The sequence below is a fragment of the Micromonospora sp. CP22 genome (assembly GCF_009712475.1).
Lineage (GTDB): Bacteria > Actinomycetota > Actinomycetes > Mycobacteriales > Micromonosporaceae > Micromonospora.
Genome location: NZ_VCJO01000005.1, coordinates 351,821 through 368,490 on the forward strand (window position 1 = coordinate 351,821; position 16,670 = coordinate 368,490).

16 protein-coding genes are annotated in these 16,670 nt (G+C 71.6%); 12 read left to right on the forward strand and 4 right to left on the reverse strand.

Annotation, left to right across the window (positions count from 1 at the left end; translation table 11 throughout):
* The first annotated feature begins 9 nt into the window (after positions 1-9).
* Positions 10-639, forward strand: a complete 630-nt coding sequence (gene thpR / locus FF096_RS12440) for an RNA 2',3'-cyclic phosphodiesterase (RefSeq protein WP_309223169.1) — start codon at positions 10-12, stop codon at positions 637-639.
* On the opposite strand, the gene sepH is transcribed toward thpR, so the two are convergent.
* The 3 genes from sepH to FF096_RS12455 form a co-directional block, all read right to left on the reverse strand.
* Positions 631-1,713, reverse strand: a complete 1,083-nt coding sequence (sepH, locus tag FF096_RS12445; protein WP_155217459.1) for a septation protein SepH — start codon at positions 1,711-1,713, stop codon at positions 631-633. The two genes, thpR and sepH, sit on opposite strands and share 9 nt — an antisense overlap.
* Before the next feature lie 307 nt (positions 1,714-2,020).
* Positions 2,021-3,148: a phosphoserine transaminase gene (gene serC, locus FF096_RS12450; RefSeq protein ID WP_309223170.1), complete on the reverse strand. Its 1,128-nt coding sequence runs from the start codon at positions 3,146-3,148 to the stop codon at positions 2,021-2,023.
* 329 nt (positions 3,149-3,477) lie between these two features.
* On the reverse strand, positions 3,478-4,584 hold the full coding sequence (locus FF096_RS12455) for a citrate synthase 2 (protein ID WP_155217463.1): 1,107 nt from the start codon (positions 4,582-4,584) through the stop codon (positions 3,478-3,480).
* 239 nt (positions 4,585-4,823) lie between these two features.
* On the opposite strand from FF096_RS12455, the gene pdxH reads away from it, so the two are divergent.
* From pdxH to FF096_RS12490, 7 genes are all read left to right on the forward strand, one after another.
* Positions 4,824-5,492, forward strand: a complete 669-nt coding sequence (gene pdxH / locus FF096_RS12460; RefSeq protein WP_155217464.1) for a pyridoxamine 5'-phosphate oxidase — start codon at positions 4,824-4,826, stop codon at positions 5,490-5,492.
* Positions 5,489-6,829: an MFS transporter gene (locus tag FF096_RS12465; RefSeq protein ID WP_309223171.1), complete on the forward strand. Its 1,341-nt coding sequence runs from the start codon at positions 5,489-5,491 to the stop codon at positions 6,827-6,829. The genes pdxH and FF096_RS12465 overlap by 4 nt, the downstream gene beginning before the upstream one ends.
* 11 nt (positions 6,830-6,840) lie before the next feature.
* Positions 6,841-7,770, forward strand: coding sequence for an aldose 1-epimerase family protein (locus tag FF096_RS12470; RefSeq protein WP_155217466.1), 930 nt, complete (start codon positions 6,841-6,843; stop codon positions 7,768-7,770).
* Between the two features lie 72 nt (positions 7,771-7,842).
* Complete coding sequence (locus FF096_RS12475; protein ID WP_309223191.1) at positions 7,843-8,445, forward strand: nitroreductase family protein; 603 nt, start codon at positions 7,843-7,845, stop codon at positions 8,443-8,445.
* A gap of 188 nt (positions 8,446-8,633) precedes the next feature.
* Complete coding sequence (locus FF096_RS12480; RefSeq protein ID WP_204002044.1) at positions 8,634-8,939, forward strand: type II toxin-antitoxin system VapB family antitoxin; 306 nt, start codon at positions 8,634-8,636, stop codon at positions 8,937-8,939.
* The gene (locus tag FF096_RS12485; protein WP_309223172.1) at positions 8,936-10,096 is read left to right on the forward strand and encodes an acyl-CoA dehydrogenase family protein; all 1,161 of its coding nucleotides are present in this window, start codon (positions 8,936-8,938) and stop codon (positions 10,094-10,096) included. Before FF096_RS12480 ends, FF096_RS12485 begins: the two co-directional genes overlap by 4 nt.
* 99 nt (positions 10,097-10,195) lie before the next feature.
* Positions 10,196-10,948 carry a DUF4230 domain-containing protein gene (locus FF096_RS12490; RefSeq protein ID WP_155217468.1) on the forward strand — a complete coding sequence of 251 codons (753 nt, stop codon included), beginning with the start codon at positions 10,196-10,198 and terminating at the stop codon, positions 10,946-10,948.
* A gap of 50 nt (positions 10,949-10,998) precedes the next feature.
* On the opposite strand, the gene FF096_RS12495 is transcribed toward FF096_RS12490, so the two are convergent.
* Positions 10,999-11,205: a PspC domain-containing protein gene (locus tag FF096_RS12495; RefSeq protein WP_155217470.1), complete on the reverse strand. Its 207-nt coding sequence runs from the start codon at positions 11,203-11,205 to the stop codon at positions 10,999-11,001.
* Positions 11,206-11,596: 391 nt separating this feature from the next.
* On the opposite strand from FF096_RS12495, the gene FF096_RS12500 reads away from it, so the two are divergent.
* From FF096_RS12500 to FF096_RS12515, 4 genes are read left to right on the forward strand one after another with little or no spacing between them, the layout of a single operon-like run.
* Positions 11,597-13,000, forward strand: a complete 1,404-nt coding sequence (locus FF096_RS12500) for an L-serine ammonia-lyase (RefSeq protein ID WP_155217472.1) — start codon at positions 11,597-11,599, stop codon at positions 12,998-13,000.
* Between the two features lie 59 nt (positions 13,001-13,059).
* Positions 13,060-13,887, forward strand: coding sequence for an ABC transporter permease (locus tag FF096_RS12505; RefSeq protein WP_309223173.1), 828 nt, complete (start codon positions 13,060-13,062; stop codon positions 13,885-13,887).
* The gene (locus FF096_RS12510; protein WP_155217474.1) at positions 13,887-14,633 is read left to right on the forward strand and encodes an ABC transporter ATP-binding protein; all 747 of its coding nucleotides are present in this window, start codon (positions 13,887-13,889) and stop codon (positions 14,631-14,633) included. Before FF096_RS12505 ends, FF096_RS12510 begins: the two co-directional genes overlap by 1 nt.
* Positions 14,630-16,669: a DUF5941 domain-containing protein gene (locus tag FF096_RS12515; RefSeq protein WP_375335328.1), complete on the forward strand. Its 2,040-nt coding sequence runs from the start codon at positions 14,630-14,632 to the stop codon at positions 16,667-16,669. Before FF096_RS12510 ends, FF096_RS12515 begins: the two co-directional genes overlap by 4 nt.
* The last annotated feature ends 1 nt before the right edge of the window (position 16,670 follow it).

The window sequence follows — 16,670 nt, forward strand, 5'->3', positions numbered from 1 at the left end:
CTGTGACAGGTGCGACTCTTCACCGCGATCTACCCGCCGGCCGAGGCCATCGCGCACCTGACCGCGCGGGTGGCCGGGTTACGCCTGGCGGCGGCCTCGGCGGCCGGCACCAACGTACGGCTGGCCGATCCGACCCATGCCCACCTCACGCTCGCCTTCCTCGGTGAGGTCGATCCGGCGCGGCTGAGCGACGTACGGCAGGCCCTCGGGCTCGCTGTCGACGGTGCGCGTGCCGTGGTGGCGGCGGGACAGGGCGGCCCACCCGTCCTGCGGCTGGGTGGCGGCGGCCGGTTCGGCTGGGGCCGTGGCACCGTGCTCTGGGTCGACGTACGCGGCGACGTCTCCGGCCTGGTGGCGCTGGCTGATGTCGTACGCGCCGCACTGGCCACGGCCCGGGTACCGTACGACGACAAGCCCTTCCGCCCGCACCTGACCATCGCCCGCCCCGGTGACCGGATGACGCACGACGACATCGAGACGGACCTGGCGGCACTCGACAGCTACCTCGGGCCGCCCTGGCCAGCAACGGAACTGGTGCTGGCGCAGAGCCGACCCGGATCCCCGTCGCGTTACCACCGGCTCGCCGCCTGGCCGCTTGGAAGGCCGACGGCTGGCCGTGGCGGCCACGGGTCAGGATGACTCGCGCGCCGCCGGGCCGCTGCCGAAGAGGACGTCGTCCCAGCTGGGGAGCCGCTTGCGCGGCTTGCCGCCGGCCTCGCTGGACTCGGTGGCACCACCGGTCGGCGCGTTCGTCCGGCGGGGCCGCAGCACCGCCAGCGAGGGCACGGCCGGAACCTCCTTGGGTGCGTCCGCGTCGTCGTCGAAGGCCGAACCCTGGCCACCCCCGAGCAGCGCCGCAGCACCCCCGGACACCGCCCGCTGACGCTGCGACTCCGAACCACCCGCGAGCGCGGCCGGCGAGCGCGATTCGAGACCGCGCCCCGAGGTCGAACCCAGCGGCCGGTCGAGGGAGGCGAGCAGGGCGTCACGACCGGCCCGGATCGGGTCACGACCCGAGCGCCCCGGCTCGGCGGGCGACGGCAGCCCGTGCCCACCCCGGCTTGGCTCGCCACGCGACGGGCCGGGCAGGGCGTGGCCGCCCCGCTCCGGTGCTGGTTCCTGACCGAGGATCGGTGTCGGACGCTCGGCGCATAGGTATTGCGCCATGTCGTCGTGCGGGGTGACCGTCTGCCGGGTCTTGTCCAGATCCCAGGCCGCCTGGGCGGTGGCCTTGCCAGACGGCCAGGTGGCGACGATCCGCCAGGTGCCGTCGTCGCGACGCCACGCGTCCCAGGAGATCTTCTCGGTGTCGATCCCGTGCTGCGCGAGCCGACCGTTCACCACCTCGGCCAGCGGCGTCGGCTTCTCGGCACCCTTGAGCCGGGTCCGCCGCGCGTGCTGGGCGAGCATCGCACGCTCCTGGAGCACCGGCCCGGCGTAGCGGAGCACCCGGTCGACCGGGACGCCGGCGATCCGGGCGACGTCCTCAGCGGACTCGCCGGAGCGGATTCGGGCCTGGATGTCCCGAGGAGACAGGGAGGGCACCGGGTCGGCGGTGGCGGCTGCCACCGCGAGCGTGGGCGTGCCCGGCTCGGCTTGCAGCGCTCCGGCGACCCGCTCGTCCAACGGCAGGGCGAGCAGTCGCCCAACCTCGTCGGCGAGCACCAGGGCCTGGCCGTCCTCGGAGAGGGCGACGAAGCGTACTGGGCGCATCGCGTTGCCTCCGTCCCGCTTCGCTGGCCGTACGCCACGAGCCGACCACCCGGGGCGTTGCGCTCCACGGTACGCCCATCCGTCCCCGGGTGGGAGACGCCACGCCCGGGTAAGCGGCAGATCCGCTGCTCCGCCGCTGTTCGGCGGGTCAGCTGTCGACGGCGGACAGTGGTGTGGCGCACAGGCCGACGTGCTGCGGTGTCGCCCCGGTCCCCGGGGTACCGGAGGTCCATCCCCGACGTTCGTCCGGCCGGGCCCGGCACCCGATCGGGATGCCGGACCCGGGCCGCGACGACTGTCGGCGGTACTACAGCCGCTCGACGACGTAGTCGATGGACGCGGTCAGCGCCTCGACGTCGGCCGGCTCCACGGCCGGGAAGAGCGCGACCCGCAGCTGGTTGCGGCCCAGCTTGCGGTACGGCTCGGTGTCGACGATGCCGTTGGCGCGCAGTGCCTTGGCGATCGCGGTGGCGTCCACCCCGTCGGCGAAGTCGATGGTGGCGACCACGTTGGAGCGCAGCGCCGGGTCGGTGACGAACGGCGTGGCGACGGCGGAGCGCTCGGCCCAGCCGTAGATGATCGCGGCACTCTCGGCGGTGCGCTTGGCCGCCCAGGCCAGACCGCCCTGGGAGTTCATCCAGTCGGTCTGCTCGGCGGCGAGGAAGATGGTCGCCAGCGCCGGGGTGTTGTACGTCTGCTCCAGCCGCGAGTTGTCGATCGCGGTGACCAGGTCGAGGAACGCCGGAATGTACCGCCCCGAGCCCTTGATCGCGGCGGCCCGCTCCAGCGCGGCGGGCGACATCAGGGCCAGCCAGAGCCCGCCGTCGGAGCCGAAGCACTTCTGCGGAGCGAAGTAGTACACGTCGGTCTCACCGACGTTGACCTCAAGCCCACCGGCACCGGAGGTGGCGTCGACCAGCAGCAGCGAGCCGGGGTCGGCACCGGCCACCCGCTCGATCGGCACCGCCACACCGGTCGAGGTCTCGTTGTGCGGGGTGGCGTAGACGTCCACGCCGGCCTCGGCGACCAGGGTCGGTGCGCTGCCCGCGTCGGACTTGCGGATCGTCGGCTCGCCCAGGAAGGGAGCATCCTTGACGGCCTTGGCGAACTTCGCGCCGAACTCGCCGAAGCTGGCGAACTGGGCCCGGTCGCGGATCAGCCCGAACGTGGCGACCTCCCAGAAGGCGGTGGTGCCACCGTTGCCGATGACCACCTCGTAGCCCTCGGGGAGGGAGAAGAACTCAGCGATGCCCGAGCGCAGCCGCGCCACCTGGTCGCGGACGGTCTTCTGCCGGTGCGAGGTGCCCAGGTAGCTGGTGGCCACCTCGGCGAGCGCGGAGACCGCCGCCGGACGGACCTTGGACGGCCCGCAGCCGAATCGGCCGTCGGCGGGCTTGATCTCGTCGGGAATCCGGATGGTCGGTGCGTCAGCCACGGTGTTCAAGATCCTTCCGCATGGTCGGTGCCCGGGTGAGCAGAATGGGCGTGGACCGATGGCGGGCGCGTGCGTAGTCGCACGGCGTTGCCGGGTCAAAGCCCGTCCGGCAGCGCTGCCGGACTTCATCCTCGCACCAGTCACGGCCGGTCCGGGTGCTGGTCCCACCCTGAACCGTGAGGCGTCCGCCACAGCCCGTGGCGTCGCCCACATCCGCCGCCACCCGTTACCCGCCCGCCGCCCCGGCAGCCGGCTCGGGTCGGCGGGTGGATGTAAGGAAGGGCACCTTCCTATACCGCAGGCGTTATAAAGGTGCCCTTCCTTACACCTCAGACGTCGTGCGGGACGGCGTCCCAGCCGTCGACCTCGTGCGGCTTGCGGGTGCCCGGACCCACGTAGCGGGCCGAGGGGCGTACCAGCCGCTGGAGCTTCTTCTGCTCCAGGATGTGGGCGCTCCAGCCGCCCATCCGGGCACAGGTGAACATGGAGGTGAACATGTGCGCTGGCACCTCGGCGAAGTCGAGCACCACGGCCGACCAGAACTCGACGTTGGTGGCGAGCACCCGGTCCGGCCGGCGGGCCTGCAACTCGGCGAGGGCGGCCCGCTCCAGGGCCTCGGCGACCTCGAAGCGCGGGGCACCGAGTTCCTTGGCGGTGCGACGGAGCACCCGGGCGCGCGGGTCCTCGGCCCGGTAGACCCGGTGGCCGAAGCCCATCAGCCGCTCACCCCGGTCGAGGACCCCCCGGACGTATCCCTCCGCGTCACCGCTGCGCTCGACCGCCTCCAGCATGCTCAGCACCCGCGACGGAGCGCCGCCGTGCAGGGGGCCGGAGAGCGCGCCGATGCCCGAGGAGATGCAGGCGGCGGCGTCCGCGCCGGTGGAGGCGACGATCCGGGCGGTGAAGGTGGAGGCGTTCAGGCCGTGCTCGGCGGCCGAGATGAAGTACGCGTCGACAGCCTTGACATGCCGGGGGTCGGGCTCACCGCGCCACCGCTTCATGAAGCGCTCGACGATCGTCTCCGCCTTGTCGATCTCCTTCTGCGGCACCGCCGGCAGCCCGAGGCCGCGAGCGGACTGGGCGACGAAGGAGAGCGCCGTCACCGACACCCGGGCGAGGTCCTCGCGGGCCTGCTCGTCGGAGATGTCCAGCATCTGCTGTAGGCCCCAGTACGGGGCGAGCATGGCGACGGCGGACTGCACGTCGACCCGGATGTCGCCGGAGTGCACCGGCACCGGGAACGGCTCGGCTGGGGGCAGGCCCGGGCCGAAGCGGCCGTCCACCAGCAACGCCCAGACATTGCCGAAGGAGACCTGGCCGATCAGGTCCTCGATGTCGACCCCGCGATACCGCAGCGCACCGCCCTCGCGGTCGGGCTCGGCGATCTCGGTTTCGAAGGCTACGACGCCCTCAAGTCCGGGTTTGAAGTCGGCCATCTCACTACTCCTGGTGTGTGGTCGGTGCGCCCGCCCGGGCTCGGTGTCCCGGCCCCGGCCGGGTGAGCGCCTTAGGCGACCCTCAGGGATGTGTTCGTGACATCTTGCCTGCTGGTGACCGGGTACGCGAGACGCTGTCGATGTGCTGCTGGCGACATCCCGCTTGCCGGGCCCCTCCGTACACCGATAAGACTGGGCCGGACGGGCTGGTCGCCGGGCGCTTATCGGCCCGACGGGACATGAGCGGGGACGTGATGGGGGACACACCGGTACCGGCCGGGATGCGGCACGAGTACGCCGCCGATTCCGGTCTGACGGAGAGCGAACTGGCCGCCGACTGGCACACCCAGTTCGACAGGTGGTTCGCCGACGCGGTGGCCGCCGAGCTGCCCGAGCCGAACGCCATGGTCTTCGGCACCGCCGACGTCGCCGGGCGGCCGAGCGCGCGGACGGTGCTGCTCAAGGGGTACGACCCGGAGGGTTTCGTCCTGTTCACCAACTACGACTCCCGCAAGGGCGTCGAGGTGGCCGCCAACCCGTACGCCAGCCTGCTCTTTCCCTGGTTCCCGATGCAGCGGCAGGTGATCGTCGCCGGACGGGTGGAACGCGTCGACCGGGCGGAGACGGAGGCGTACTTCGCCAGTCGCCCGCGAGGCTCGCAGCTGGGGGCCTGGGCCAGCGCCCAGTCGTCGGTGCTGCCGGACCGGGCCGCCCTCGACGACGCGTACCGGGCCGCTGCGGAGCGGTTCGCCGACGTCGACCCGATCCCCGCGCCGCCGTACTGGGGCGGGCTGCGGGTGCGCCCCGACTCGGTCGAGTTCTGGCAGGGCCGGGCGAGTCGGCTGCACGACCGGCTGCGGTTCCGGCGTACCGGCGCGGACTGGCGTGTGGAGCGGTTGGCTCCGTGACCGTCGACACAGCCAACCGGCAGCGCGAGCAGCGCCGCTGGGCGATCGACCTGCGTCCGCTGCGGGTGCCGGCGTACCGGCGGATGTGGTTCGGCAACACCGTGGCGATGTTCGGTTTTCAGCTGACCGCAGTCGCCGTCCCGGTGGAGATGTACGCGCTGACCCGGGACTCGCTCTGGGTCGGCCTGCTCGGGGTCGCCGGTTTCGTGCCGTTGCTGGTCTTCGGGCTCTGGGGCGGGGCGGTGGCCGACGCCTGGGACCGGCGGCGGGTGCTGCTCGGCGGCTCGGCGCTGCTCTGGGCGTCGATGCTCGGGCTGCTCGGGCACGCACTGTTCGACATCGGTAGCCCGGTGCTGCTGCTGGCGTTGGTCACCCTCCACTCGATCGCGTTCGCGATCAGCTCACCGGCGCGCAGCGCGATCCTGCCCCGACTGCTGCCGATGGAACTCGTGCCGGCCGGCGCCACCCTCAACTACACGACCTTCACGGGCGCGTCGGTGGTCGGGCCGCTGGCCGCCGGGCTGATCTTCGCGGCCTTCGGGACCGACCGGGGCCTGCCGATCGCGTACGCGATGGACGCGGTGCTCTTCACCGCGCTGGTGGTGGCCACCGTCCGGCTCCCGGCGATGCCGCCCGAGTCGAGTGTCGACGGCGAGGCGCGCCGGGGCGGGCTGCGCGGCGTGGTGGACGGTTTCCGTTACCTCGCCACCACGCCGGTGCTGCTGCTGTCCTTCGCCATCGACCTGATCGCGATGATCCTGGCGATGCCCCGGGCGCTCTTCCCCGAGGTGGCGCAGGAGCGGTTCGGCGGGGACGGGGCGGTGGGTTGGCTGTTCAGCGCCATCGCGATCGGCGCGATGCTCGGTGGGCTCACCTCCGGTTGGATCAGCCGGCTCCGTCGGCAGGGCCTGGTGCTGGTGGTGGCCGTGGTGGGCTGGGGGCTCGCCATCGCGGCGGCGGGACTGGCCCGACAACTGTGGCTCATGGTGCTGCTGCTCGCCGTCGCCGGTGCGGCGGACCTGGTCAGCGCCGTGCTACGGCAGTCGATGTTGCTGATCTACGCACCGGACCGGATGCGGGGTCGACTCCAGGGCGTCAACACCGTCGTGGTGGCCGGTGGTCCGCGCCTGGGCGATCTGCGGGCCGGGGCGATGGCGACCGGGTTCGGCAGCGGGGTGGCCTGGGTCGGTGGCGGTATCGCGGCGGCGCTGCTCGCGGTGTTGCTCGCCGTGGCCTTCCCGGCGCTGGCCCGCTACCGCCCGCCGACCGGGGAGGACAGGTCCGGACCTCAGGACAGCGACGGACCGCGTCCAGCGAAGGACGGCATCGGCGGCTAGGGTCTGGCGACATGGACAGCCGTGATCCGCTTCCCCTGTCGGGAGCGCAGTGGAGTATCTCAGCCGCCGGTCACGAGGCGGTCATCGTCGAGGTGGGTGGCGGGCTCCGCGCCTATCGTCAGGACGGGGTCGAGCATCTCGACGGGTACGCCACCGACGAGATGTGCCCGGGCTCTGCGGGGCAGGTGCTCGCGCCCTGGCCGAACCGGATCCGCGACGGCGTCTACACCTTCAACGGTCAGTCGAGGCAGTTGAACCTGACCGAACCGGAGCGGCACAACGCCATCCACGGCCTGGTGAACTGGGCCTCCTGGCACCTGATCGCGCAGCGACCGGACGAGGTCACGGTCGGCTTGGACCTGCTGCCGCAGCCCGGGTACCCGTGGCCGTTGCGGCTGCGTACCCGGTGGAGTGTGGGCGCCGACGGGCTGCGCGCCGAGCACGAGGTGACCAACATCGGCACCGAGGCGGTGCCCTTCGGCTTCTCCGTCCACCCGTACCTGCAGCTGCCGGGGGTGCCGGTGGAGGACATCGCGCTGCGGGTGCCCGGCCGGACCCGGTTGGTGTTGGACGGTCGGTTGCTGCCGGTCGGCGCGGCTGCGGTGGCCGGCACCGAGTACGACTACACCGAGCCGCGCCGCATCGGTGAAGCGGTGCTGGATCTCGCCTTCGGGCAGGTGATCCGGGACGCCGACGGCGGCTCTTCGGTGACGCTGACCGGGCCGGACACCTCGACCGGGCTGCGGCTCTGGGCCGACGAGCAGTTCGGCTGGTGGCAGGTGTACACCGGTGACACGCTGACCGGCGAGCGGTTCCGCCGCTCGGTGGCGGTGGAGCCGATGACCTGCCCGCCGGACGCGTTCCGGTCCGGCCGGGACCTCATCACCCTGGCCCCGGGCGACACCTGGCGCGGCGAATGGGGCATCCAACCCGGCGTCTGAGTACTCCGGGCCACCGCCCGGGTGGGCAACGGCACCCGGGCGACCGGCCGGGTGGGCAGTGTGGAGGAAGCGGTGGAGTTCGCGGAGGTGGTCCGGCGACGCCGGATGGTGCGCAACTACGACCCGGACCGACCGGTCCCGCCGGAGGTGCTGGAGCGGCTGCTGGACCACGCGGTGCGGGCCCCGTCGGCCGGGTTCTCGCAGGGCTGGGGCTTCCTGGTGCTGGAGTCGCCGGAGGACCGGGAGCTGTTCTGGTCGGCCAGTACCCCCGAGGGCGGCGGCCGGGGGCGGTGGCTCGCCGGGATGCGTCGGGCACCGCTGATCGTGGTGCCGCACGCCAACCGCTCGGTCTACCTTGAGCGGTACGCGGAGCCGGACAAGGGCTGGGCGGACCGGTCCACGGATCGCTGGCCGGTGCCCTACTGGTACGTCGACACCGGCTTCGCCGCGCTGCTGATGATGCTCACCGCAGTGGACGAGGGGCTCGGCTCCTGCTTCTTCGGCATCCCGCCGCAACGGTTGGATTCCTACCGGGCGGCGTTCGGCGTGCCGGAGGCGTACCACCCGATCGGTGCCCTCACTATCGGTTATCGGGCCCCCGACCACCGGTCACCATCGCTGCGTCGGGGTCGCCGTCCGGTGAGTGAGGTTGTCCGGCGAGGGCGGTGGAGCTGACCCGAACCGGTGGTTTCGTCCGGTTGAGAACCGGACGACCGGTGGTGAAACTGGCATCAGGGAGCAGAACGTGGGGTGCGAGGTCCGGCTACGCTGGCACGGTCATCGGCGCCGCAGGTCGCGGCGCTGTGCCGCGACGCGGCCCGGCGTCGTGGTTCGGCCCGGCCAGGGGAGGGGAGCGTGCCGTCGTGATCTTCAGAGCGGTCCGGGACGGGCGTCCCTACCCGGAACACAACCTGACCTTGAAGCAGTGGGCGGAGATTCCGCCCCGGCCACTGCGTCTGGATCAGCTCATCACCACCAAGCGTGAACTCGCGCTGGACAAGCTCCTCGCCGAGGACTCCACCTTCTACGGTGACCTGTTCCCGCACGTCGTGCAGTGGAACGGGGGCCTCTACCTGGAGGACGGTCTGCACCGGGCGTTGCGTGCCGCACTGCAACAGCGCAACCAGATCCACGCTCGGGTGTTCGTGCTCGCCGGGGCTGTCGAGTGACCCAGGTGGACCTGCTCGACCTCGACGCGTCGCTGACCGAGGACGAGCGACAGATCCGCGACGTGGTGCGCCAGGTGGTCGCCGACCTGGTGCGCCCGCAGGTCGCCGGTTGGTACGAGGCCGGTGAGGTGCCGGCCCGGGAACTCGCCCGCGAGTTCGGCAAGCTCGGCCTGCTCGGCATGCACCTCACCGGGTACGGCTGCGCCGGCTCGACGGCTGTCGCGTACGGGCTGGCCTGCCTGGAACTGGAGGCCGGTGACTCCGGTGTCCGGTCACTGGTCTCGGTGCAGGGTTCGCTGGCCATGTACGCGATCTGGCGCTACGGCAGCGAGGAGCAGAAGCAGCGCTGGCTGCCCGCGATGGCCGCCGGTGAGGCGATCGGTTCGTTCGGGCTGACCGAGCCGGATCACGGCTCCGACCCGGCGTCGATGGCCACCCGCGCCCGCCGTGACGGCGGTGACTGGGTGCTCAACGGCAGCAAGATGTGGATCACCAACGCGCCGATCGCCGACGTGGCGGTGATCTGGGCGCGCGCCGACGAGGGCGTGCGGGGTTTCGTCGTACCGATGGACACGCCCGGGGTGACGGCCCGGGAGATCCGCCGGAAGATGTCGCTGCGCGCCTCGCTGACCGGGGAGATCTCCCTCGACGACGTCCGGCTGCCGGCAGCCGCCCAGCTGCCCGACGCGACCGGCTTGAAGGCGCCGCTGAGCTGCCTGACCGAGGCCCGGCACGGCATCGTCTGGGGTGCCCTCGGCGCGGCCCGCGACTGCCTGGAGACCGCCCTGACGTACGCGACGACCCGCACCCAGTTCGGTCGGCCGCTGGCCGGTTTCCAGCTCACCCAGGCCAAGCTCGCCGACATGGCGGTCGAGTGGAACAAGGGTTACCTGCTGGCGCTCCAGTTGGGTCGGTTGGCCGACGCCGGGAAACTGCGCCCCGACCAGGTCAGCGTCGGCAAGCTGAACAACGTACGGGAGGCGCTGGCCATCGCCCGGCAGTGCCGGACCATCCTCGGCGCGAACGGGGTCTCCGGGGACTACCCGGTGATGCGGCACGCCAACAACCTGGAGAGTGTGCTGACCTACGAGGGCACCTCGGAGATCCATCAGCTGGTGATCGGGCAGCGGCTCACCGGAGTCTCGGCGTTCACCTGAACCCTGTCCCACTTCACCTGACGGGCTCGGCGAGCGACTGTCGCACGTTGGGCTTACCGTCATCAACAGAAACCGCGTCTGACGAGGACGGTGAGGGCGATGGCACGCGACGGCGACATCAACGAGCCCACCAGCAGGTTGACTGACCACCCGTCGGGCGATGTGCTCACGGACGCCCCGGACGCACCACCGCAGGCCACACCCTCGGGTGGCGGGGCGGCCCGTGCCCTGCTGTGGGTGCTCGGTGCCGCAGCGCTCGCGGTGGTGGTGCTGCTCGGCGTGCAGACCACCGGGATCCTGCCCGAGTTCCGTAACCCGTTCACCAAGGAGCAGACCGACCGTTCGCAGCCCGCGCTGCTTGAGTCGATGCAGGACCTCAGCCGCTACGTGGCCGCCGAGGGCAACTTCCAGGTCGTGGTCGACCTACAGAACGATCGACGTCACGTGCCGGACTGGCTGCTCAACCAGCGGACCTTGTTCGTCGGGTCGGGCAGCGTCGAGGCGTACGTCGACTTCGGCACCCTCACCGAGGGGGCGATCGTGCAGTCGGCCGACGGGAAGTCGGTCGAGATCACGCTGCCGTCGCCGCAACTGGCCAAGACCAACCTCGACCTGGACAAGAGCTACGTCTTCGCGGAGGAGCGCGGCCTGCTCAACCGCGTCGGTGATCTGATCGGTGGTGACCCGAACCGGCAGCAGGAGGTCTACCGGTTGGCCGAGGACCGGATCACCGCCGCCGCCCGGGACAGCGGCCTGAACGCCCGAGCCGAGGAGAACACTCGCAAGATGCTGGAGGGGTTGCTCCGCTCGCTCGGCTTCGAGCAGGTCAGCGTCAGCTACACGGCTCCCTGACCGACCGGTCCCCGCCGCCGGGTGGGCAGGTCCGGTCGGCGGCGGGTGACTCAGCGTCCGGCGACGAGGTAGCGGTCCTCGTTGGGCATGATGATCCAGAGCGCCAGGTAGATGACCACCTGGGTGCCGGGCAGCAGCAGCGACAGCAGGAACAGCAGCCGGACCAACCCGGCCGATGTCCCGAACCGCTGCGCCAGACCGGCACAGACCCCGGCGAACATGCGCCCCTCGCGGGGGCGGACCAGTTTGCGACTCATTCGTGTCACTTCCCCTCTGCGGCGATCCGCCGCTGCTGAGATCAACGCTAGGAATGAATGGCCGTCCTGCCCTCGGTCCCGAGGAGGACGGTGACACCGCTGACCCGTAGGTGCTTACCCGCCCGGGGGCGACGCCTACCGTCGATGAGCCGCTCGTGTGCTGGGCGAACCGGTGCCGTCCTCGTCCGGGCGCTGTCGGCTCGGTCGTGCCCGCACGCAGGTCACGGCCCCACTCCGGGTAGTAGGCTCGCCGGTCGGACGCCCTCACCCGGGCGCGCCACCAGGGCTGGACCGTACCGGGGCCGGCCACGACCGGGTCGACTCCACGACCGGAGCCGACCCATGACCGGCCGTCGACCGGTGACACCGGCGACGGCGAGAAGGCACTGTCATGATCAGCGTGTTCGACCTGTTCAGCGTGGGTATCGGGCCATCCAGCTCGCACACGGTGGGGCCGATGCGGGCGGCGCGTACCTTCGTGGCCGGGCTCAAGGCCGACGGGCTACTCGCGGACACCACCCGGGTACGGGCCGAGCTGTTCGGCTCGCTCGGCGCGACCGGGCACGGGCACGGCAGCGACCGGGCCGTGCTGCTCGGTCTGGCCGGTGAAGCCCCCGAGACGGTCGACACGGACGGCGTCGAGGCCCGGGTGGGCCGGATCCGGGCGGAGCACCGGCTGTCCCTGCTCGACACGCACGAGATCGACTTCGATCCGGAGCGGGACCTGACGCTGCACCGTCGCCGGTCGCTGCCGTACCACCCGAACGGGATGGTCTTCACGGCGTACGACGGGCGTGGGGCCGAGGTGCGTACCCGCAGCTACTACTCCGTCGGCGGCGGGTTCGTGGTGGACGAGGCGGCGGCGGGTGCGGACCGGATCAAGCCGGACGACACCCCGGTCCGGCATCCGTTCCTGACCGGTGCGCAACTGCTCGACGTGACCGCCGCGACCGGGCTCTCGATCAGCGAGGTCATGCTCGCCAACGAGATGTCCTGGCGCGCCGAGGCGGACGTGCGGGCGGGCCTGCTCGACATCTGGCGGGTCATGCGTGAGTGTGTCGAGCGCGGCTGCACCCGGGACGGCACCCTGCCCGGTGGCCTCAAGGTGCGCCGCCGCGCCGCCGAACTGCGGCGCAGCCTGGAGGCCGACTCCGGTAGTCCGGACACCTCGGTCGGCGCAACGCCGACCGCTGGGGATCCGCTGCACGTGATGGACTGGGTGACGCTGTTCGCCCTGGCGGTCAACGAGGAGAACGCGGCCGGCGGTCGGGTGGTGACCGCGCCGACCAACGGGGCGGCCGGGATCATCCCGGCGGTACTGCATTACTACACGCGGTTCGTACCGGGTGCCTCCGACGAGGGAGTGGTGCGGTTCCTGCTGGCGGCGGGCGCGATCGGGGTGCTGTTCAAGGAGAACGCGTCGATCTCCGGCGCGGAGGTGGGCTGCCAGGGTGAGGTCGGCTCGGCCTGTTCGATGGCTGCCGCCGGGCTGGCCGAGGCGCTGGGTGGCACACCGGCCCAGGTGGAGAACGCCGCGGAGATCGGCATGGAACACAACCTGGGGCTGACCTGCGACCCGGTCGGTGGCCTGGTGCAGATCCCGTGCATCGAACGCAACGCGGTGGCTAGCATCAAGGCGATCACCGCCGCCCGGCTCGCGCTACGCGGCGACGGGGTGCACGCCGTCTCGCTCGACAAGGTCATCAAGACCATGCGGGAGACCGGCGCCGACATGAAGGTGAAGTACAAGGAGACGGCGCGCGGCGGGCTCGCGGTCAACGTGATCGAGTGTTGAACGGGCGGCGTCCGCCCGGCTGCTAACCTGTCGTCCGTTCAGTAGGCGGGAGAACGACGGTGACCTCTGGCGTGGGGGCGTTGTGGTCGCACCGCAACTCGCTGCGCATCCTGGTCCGGCGTGATCTCGCGGTCAAGTACCAGCAGTCGGTGCTGGGCTACCTCTGGTCGCTGATCGAGCCGCTCGGCATGGGCGCGATCTACTGGTTCGTCTTCGGCGTGCTCTACTCCCGGGACACCAACCGACATCTCGGCGAGGCGGCCGGGTCGTACCCGCTGTTCCTGATCACCGGGATCTTCGCCTGGATGTGGACCAGCTCGGCGCTGAGCGAGGCGACCCACGCGCTCACCGGCCAGTCCCGGCTGATCACCACGATGAACGTGCCCCGGCAGGTCTTCCCGATCGGCCGGGTCGTCGGCCGTTTCGCCGAGTACGCCGCCGGCCTGCCGATCCTCGCCGCCATCGCGATCTGGTACACGGCGCAGGGCCGGATCGACCCGGGCTGGTCGCTGCTCGCCCTGCCGCTCGCGGTGCTGGTGCAGGCGACCCTGTTGATCGGGCTGGCGTTGCTGCTGTCGGCGTTCAACGTGCTGATGCGGGACGTGGAGCGGTTCATGCGCCTGGTCATCCGGGTGCTCTTCTACGCCACGCCGATCATCTATCCGCTGAGCCTGGTCCGCGACTCCGACCTGCCGGGCTGGCTCCGACTGGCGTACGAACTCAACCCGCTGGTCGGCATCTTCCAGCTGCACCACGCGGTGTGGTACCCGGCCGAGTTCCCCAATGCCCGGCTGCTCGCCACCACCGTCGGCATCAGCGTGTTGCTGCTGGTCAGCGGCTGGTGGGCGTTCCGTCGGCTGGAACCCGCCGTGCTCAAGGAGCTGTGATGGGTGCGCCGATCATCGAGGCGGAGGGCCTCGGCATCCAGTTCGTCCGCAACCGTCGCCGACAGCTGCGGCTGCGGGAACTGTTCATCCACCGGGGTACGCGGAATGCCTCCGACGGCCGGTTCTGGCCGCTGCGCGACGTCTCCTTCTCGATCGAGCCCGGGGAGACCGTCGGGGTGATCGGCCGTAACGGCACCGGCAAGAGCACCCTGCTGCGGCTGATCGCCGGGGTGTTGATACCCGACGAGGGTCGGATCCGGGTCTCCGGCGCGGTCGCTCCGCTGTTGGAACTCTCCGCCGGCTTCTCCAACGACCTGACCGGGCGGGAGAACCTGCACCTGGTGGGCGGTCTGCACGGGCTGTCCTCGGGTTACCTGCGACGACACTTCGACGAGATCGTCGCGTTCGCGGGCGAGCAGGTGGAACGGGCCATCGACACCTCGGTCCGGCACTACTCGTCGGGTATGAAGGTGCGGCTCGGGTTCGCGATCATCTCGCACCTGCCGCACCCGATACTCCTGATGGACGAGGTGACGGCGGTGGGCGACGCCGAGTTCCGCAAGAAGTGCTACACGACCATCGACCGTCTGCTCGGGGAGGGGCGCACTCTGGTGCTGGTGTCACACAACGAAAAGGATCTGACCCGGTTCTGCCGTCGCGGTCTCTTTCTCGACGCGGGCCGGTTGACCGTCGACGGCACGATTGCCGAGGCGATGGCCGCTTACCACGACGCGGTTCCCCGGTGACCCTCGCGATCGTGCTCGCCGCCGGTTCACCGGCCGCGAGCCTGCCGACGGGTACCGGCGAGACGATGGGCGACCGGCTGGCCGCCCAGTGGCGTCGGGCCGGTGTGACCGAGGTGCGGGTAGCCGCCGACCTGGACGAGCTGGCCGACTTCGCCGGGGCGGCCGAGGGCCCGGTGGTGGTCAGCGGAGTCGACCTGGTCGCGCACACGGCCGTGCTGCGCCACCTGGTGACCAGCCCGGTCGGGCCGACCGTGGCGCTGGTGCTGACCGACCCGCCCACCGACGGGCGGACGGTGCTGCGCGAGGAGCGCGGCCAGGTGGTCGAGGCGGGCACCCCGGAGGAGGTGACGGGGGGTACGCCCACCGGCATCTTCGGCGGCGCGGTGCGGGTCGGTCGGGCCGACGTGCCGGCGCTGGTGGCGGCGGCCCGTGCGGTCGCCGGGGGGCGGATACCGGCTGGCGGCGTCGCGGTCGACCCCTTCGAGGCCGCCGGGTCGGTCTCCCGTCCGGACCCGGCGGCCCCGGTCGTGGATCGGCTCTTCGCCGCGCTCACCCGGCAGCGCGTGCTGGTCTTCGCGCACCGGGTACGCCTGCTCGTGGCGCACCGGGTCGACGAGGCGGCGGAGCTGGCCCGTGCGGAGGCGGCGGTGGCCGCGGTCGACGAGGACCGGGCCGAGCTGCGGCTGTCGGTGAAGGAGCGGGACGACTTCTTCACCACCTTCTTCGTCAGCACCTGGTCGCCGTACGTCACGAAGGTCTGTGCCCGGCTGGGGTTGAGCCCGACGGCGGTCACCATGATCTCGGTGGCCTTCGCGGTGGCTGCGGCGACGATGTTCGCCATCGGTGGCCGACCGCTGCTGGTCGTCGGCGCGGTGCTGCTCTACCTCGGGTTCGTGCTGGACTGTGTGGACGGCCAACTGGCCCGGTACACCCGCAACTTCAGCGCCTGGGGTGGCTGGCTGGACACCATGGCCGACCGGGCGAAGGAGTATCTGGTCTACGCCGGTCTCGGCCTCGGCGCCAGCCAGGCCGGGTTCCGGTACGGCTGGGCGCTGGCCGTCGCCGCGATGACGTTGCAGACCGTGCGGCACATGACCGACGCGTGGTACGGCGTGCTGCACGACGAGGCGGCGCGGCGGCCGAAGACCGTCGGCTCTGCGGGTGGCGGGATCGGCGACCGGCTCAACGCGGCGTCGACGCGGGTGCAGGCGGACACCGGCTCGGTGTCGTACTGGCTCAAGCGCACGGTGGTCTTCCCGATCGGGGAGCGGTGGGCGTTGATCTCGCTGGTGGTGGCGCTGGTCGACCAGCGGGCCGCCCTGCTGGCGGTGCTGACCTGGGGCGTGCTGGCGTTCGCGTACACCGGTGGGCTGCGTACGCTGCGGGCACGTTGGATGCGGGTGCCGGTGCTGGACACGCTCGACGCGGCACTGCACCGCGACGACGGGCTGCTGGCCGCCCGGTTGCCGGTGCTGCGGCGACCGGGACCGTTGGTGCTCGCGACGATCGCGGCCTTCGGCGCGGCGATGCTGCTGGTGGTGACGCTGGTGGAGGTTGCTGGTGCCGACGGCACCGCGCCGTCGTGGCTGCGCTGGGCGGTGGTGCCGGTGGTGCTGCTCCTGCTGATCGCCGGGGCCGGTTCGGCGGCGGTGCACAACGGGCCGTTGGACTGGCTGGTACCGGCCGCGTTGCGGGCCGCCGAGTACCTGTTCGCCATCGCCGTCGGCGTACTCGGCGATGCGCCGCCCTGGCTCATCTTCGGGTACGTCTTCGTGCTCACCCTGCACCACTACGACCTGGTGGCGCGGTTGGAGAAGCGGCAGCCGGCACCGCCGCTGCACGCCGCCTCGCTCGGCTGGGAGGGGCGTTCGCTGGTGTTGGCGCTGACAGCGATCGCCGGAATCGTGAGTATTGGTCTGGCTACACTCGGTATCTACCTGTTGGCGCTGTTCGTGGCCAGCGTGGTGTTGGCGTGGGTTCGGCCGGTACGCGCCGCGCAGCTGCCGGTGGGCGCGGGAGGTGGCGCGGCTCGCTGAG

Excerpts from the sequence above, each read along its gene's own strand:
- sepH (WP_155217459.1), bottom strand. The coding sequence starts at position 1,713 with ATGCGCCCAGTACGCTTCGTCGCCCTCTCCGAGGACGGCCAGGCCCTG.
- FF096_RS12455 (WP_155217463.1), bottom strand. The coding sequence starts at position 4,584 with ATGGCCGACTTCAAACCCGGACTTGAGGGCGTCGTAGCCTTCGAAACC.
- pdxH (WP_155217464.1), top strand. The coding sequence starts at position 4,824 with ATGAGCGGGGACGTGATGGGGGACACACCGGTACCGGCCGGGATGCGG.
- FF096_RS12470 (WP_155217466.1), top strand. The coding sequence starts at position 6,841 with ATGGACAGCCGTGATCCGCTTCCCCTGTCGGGAGCGCAGTGGAGTATC.
- FF096_RS12490 (WP_155217468.1), top strand. The coding sequence starts at position 10,196 with ATGGCACGCGACGGCGACATCAACGAGCCCACCAGCAGGTTGACTGAC.
- FF096_RS12495 (WP_155217470.1), bottom strand. The coding sequence starts at position 11,205 with ATGAGTCGCAAACTGGTCCGCCCCCGCGAGGGGCGCATGTTCGCCGGG.
- FF096_RS12500 (WP_155217472.1), top strand. The coding sequence starts at position 11,597 with ATGATCAGCGTGTTCGACCTGTTCAGCGTGGGTATCGGGCCATCCAGC.
- FF096_RS12510 (WP_155217474.1), top strand. The coding sequence starts at position 13,887 with ATGGGTGCGCCGATCATCGAGGCGGAGGGCCTCGGCATCCAGTTCGTC.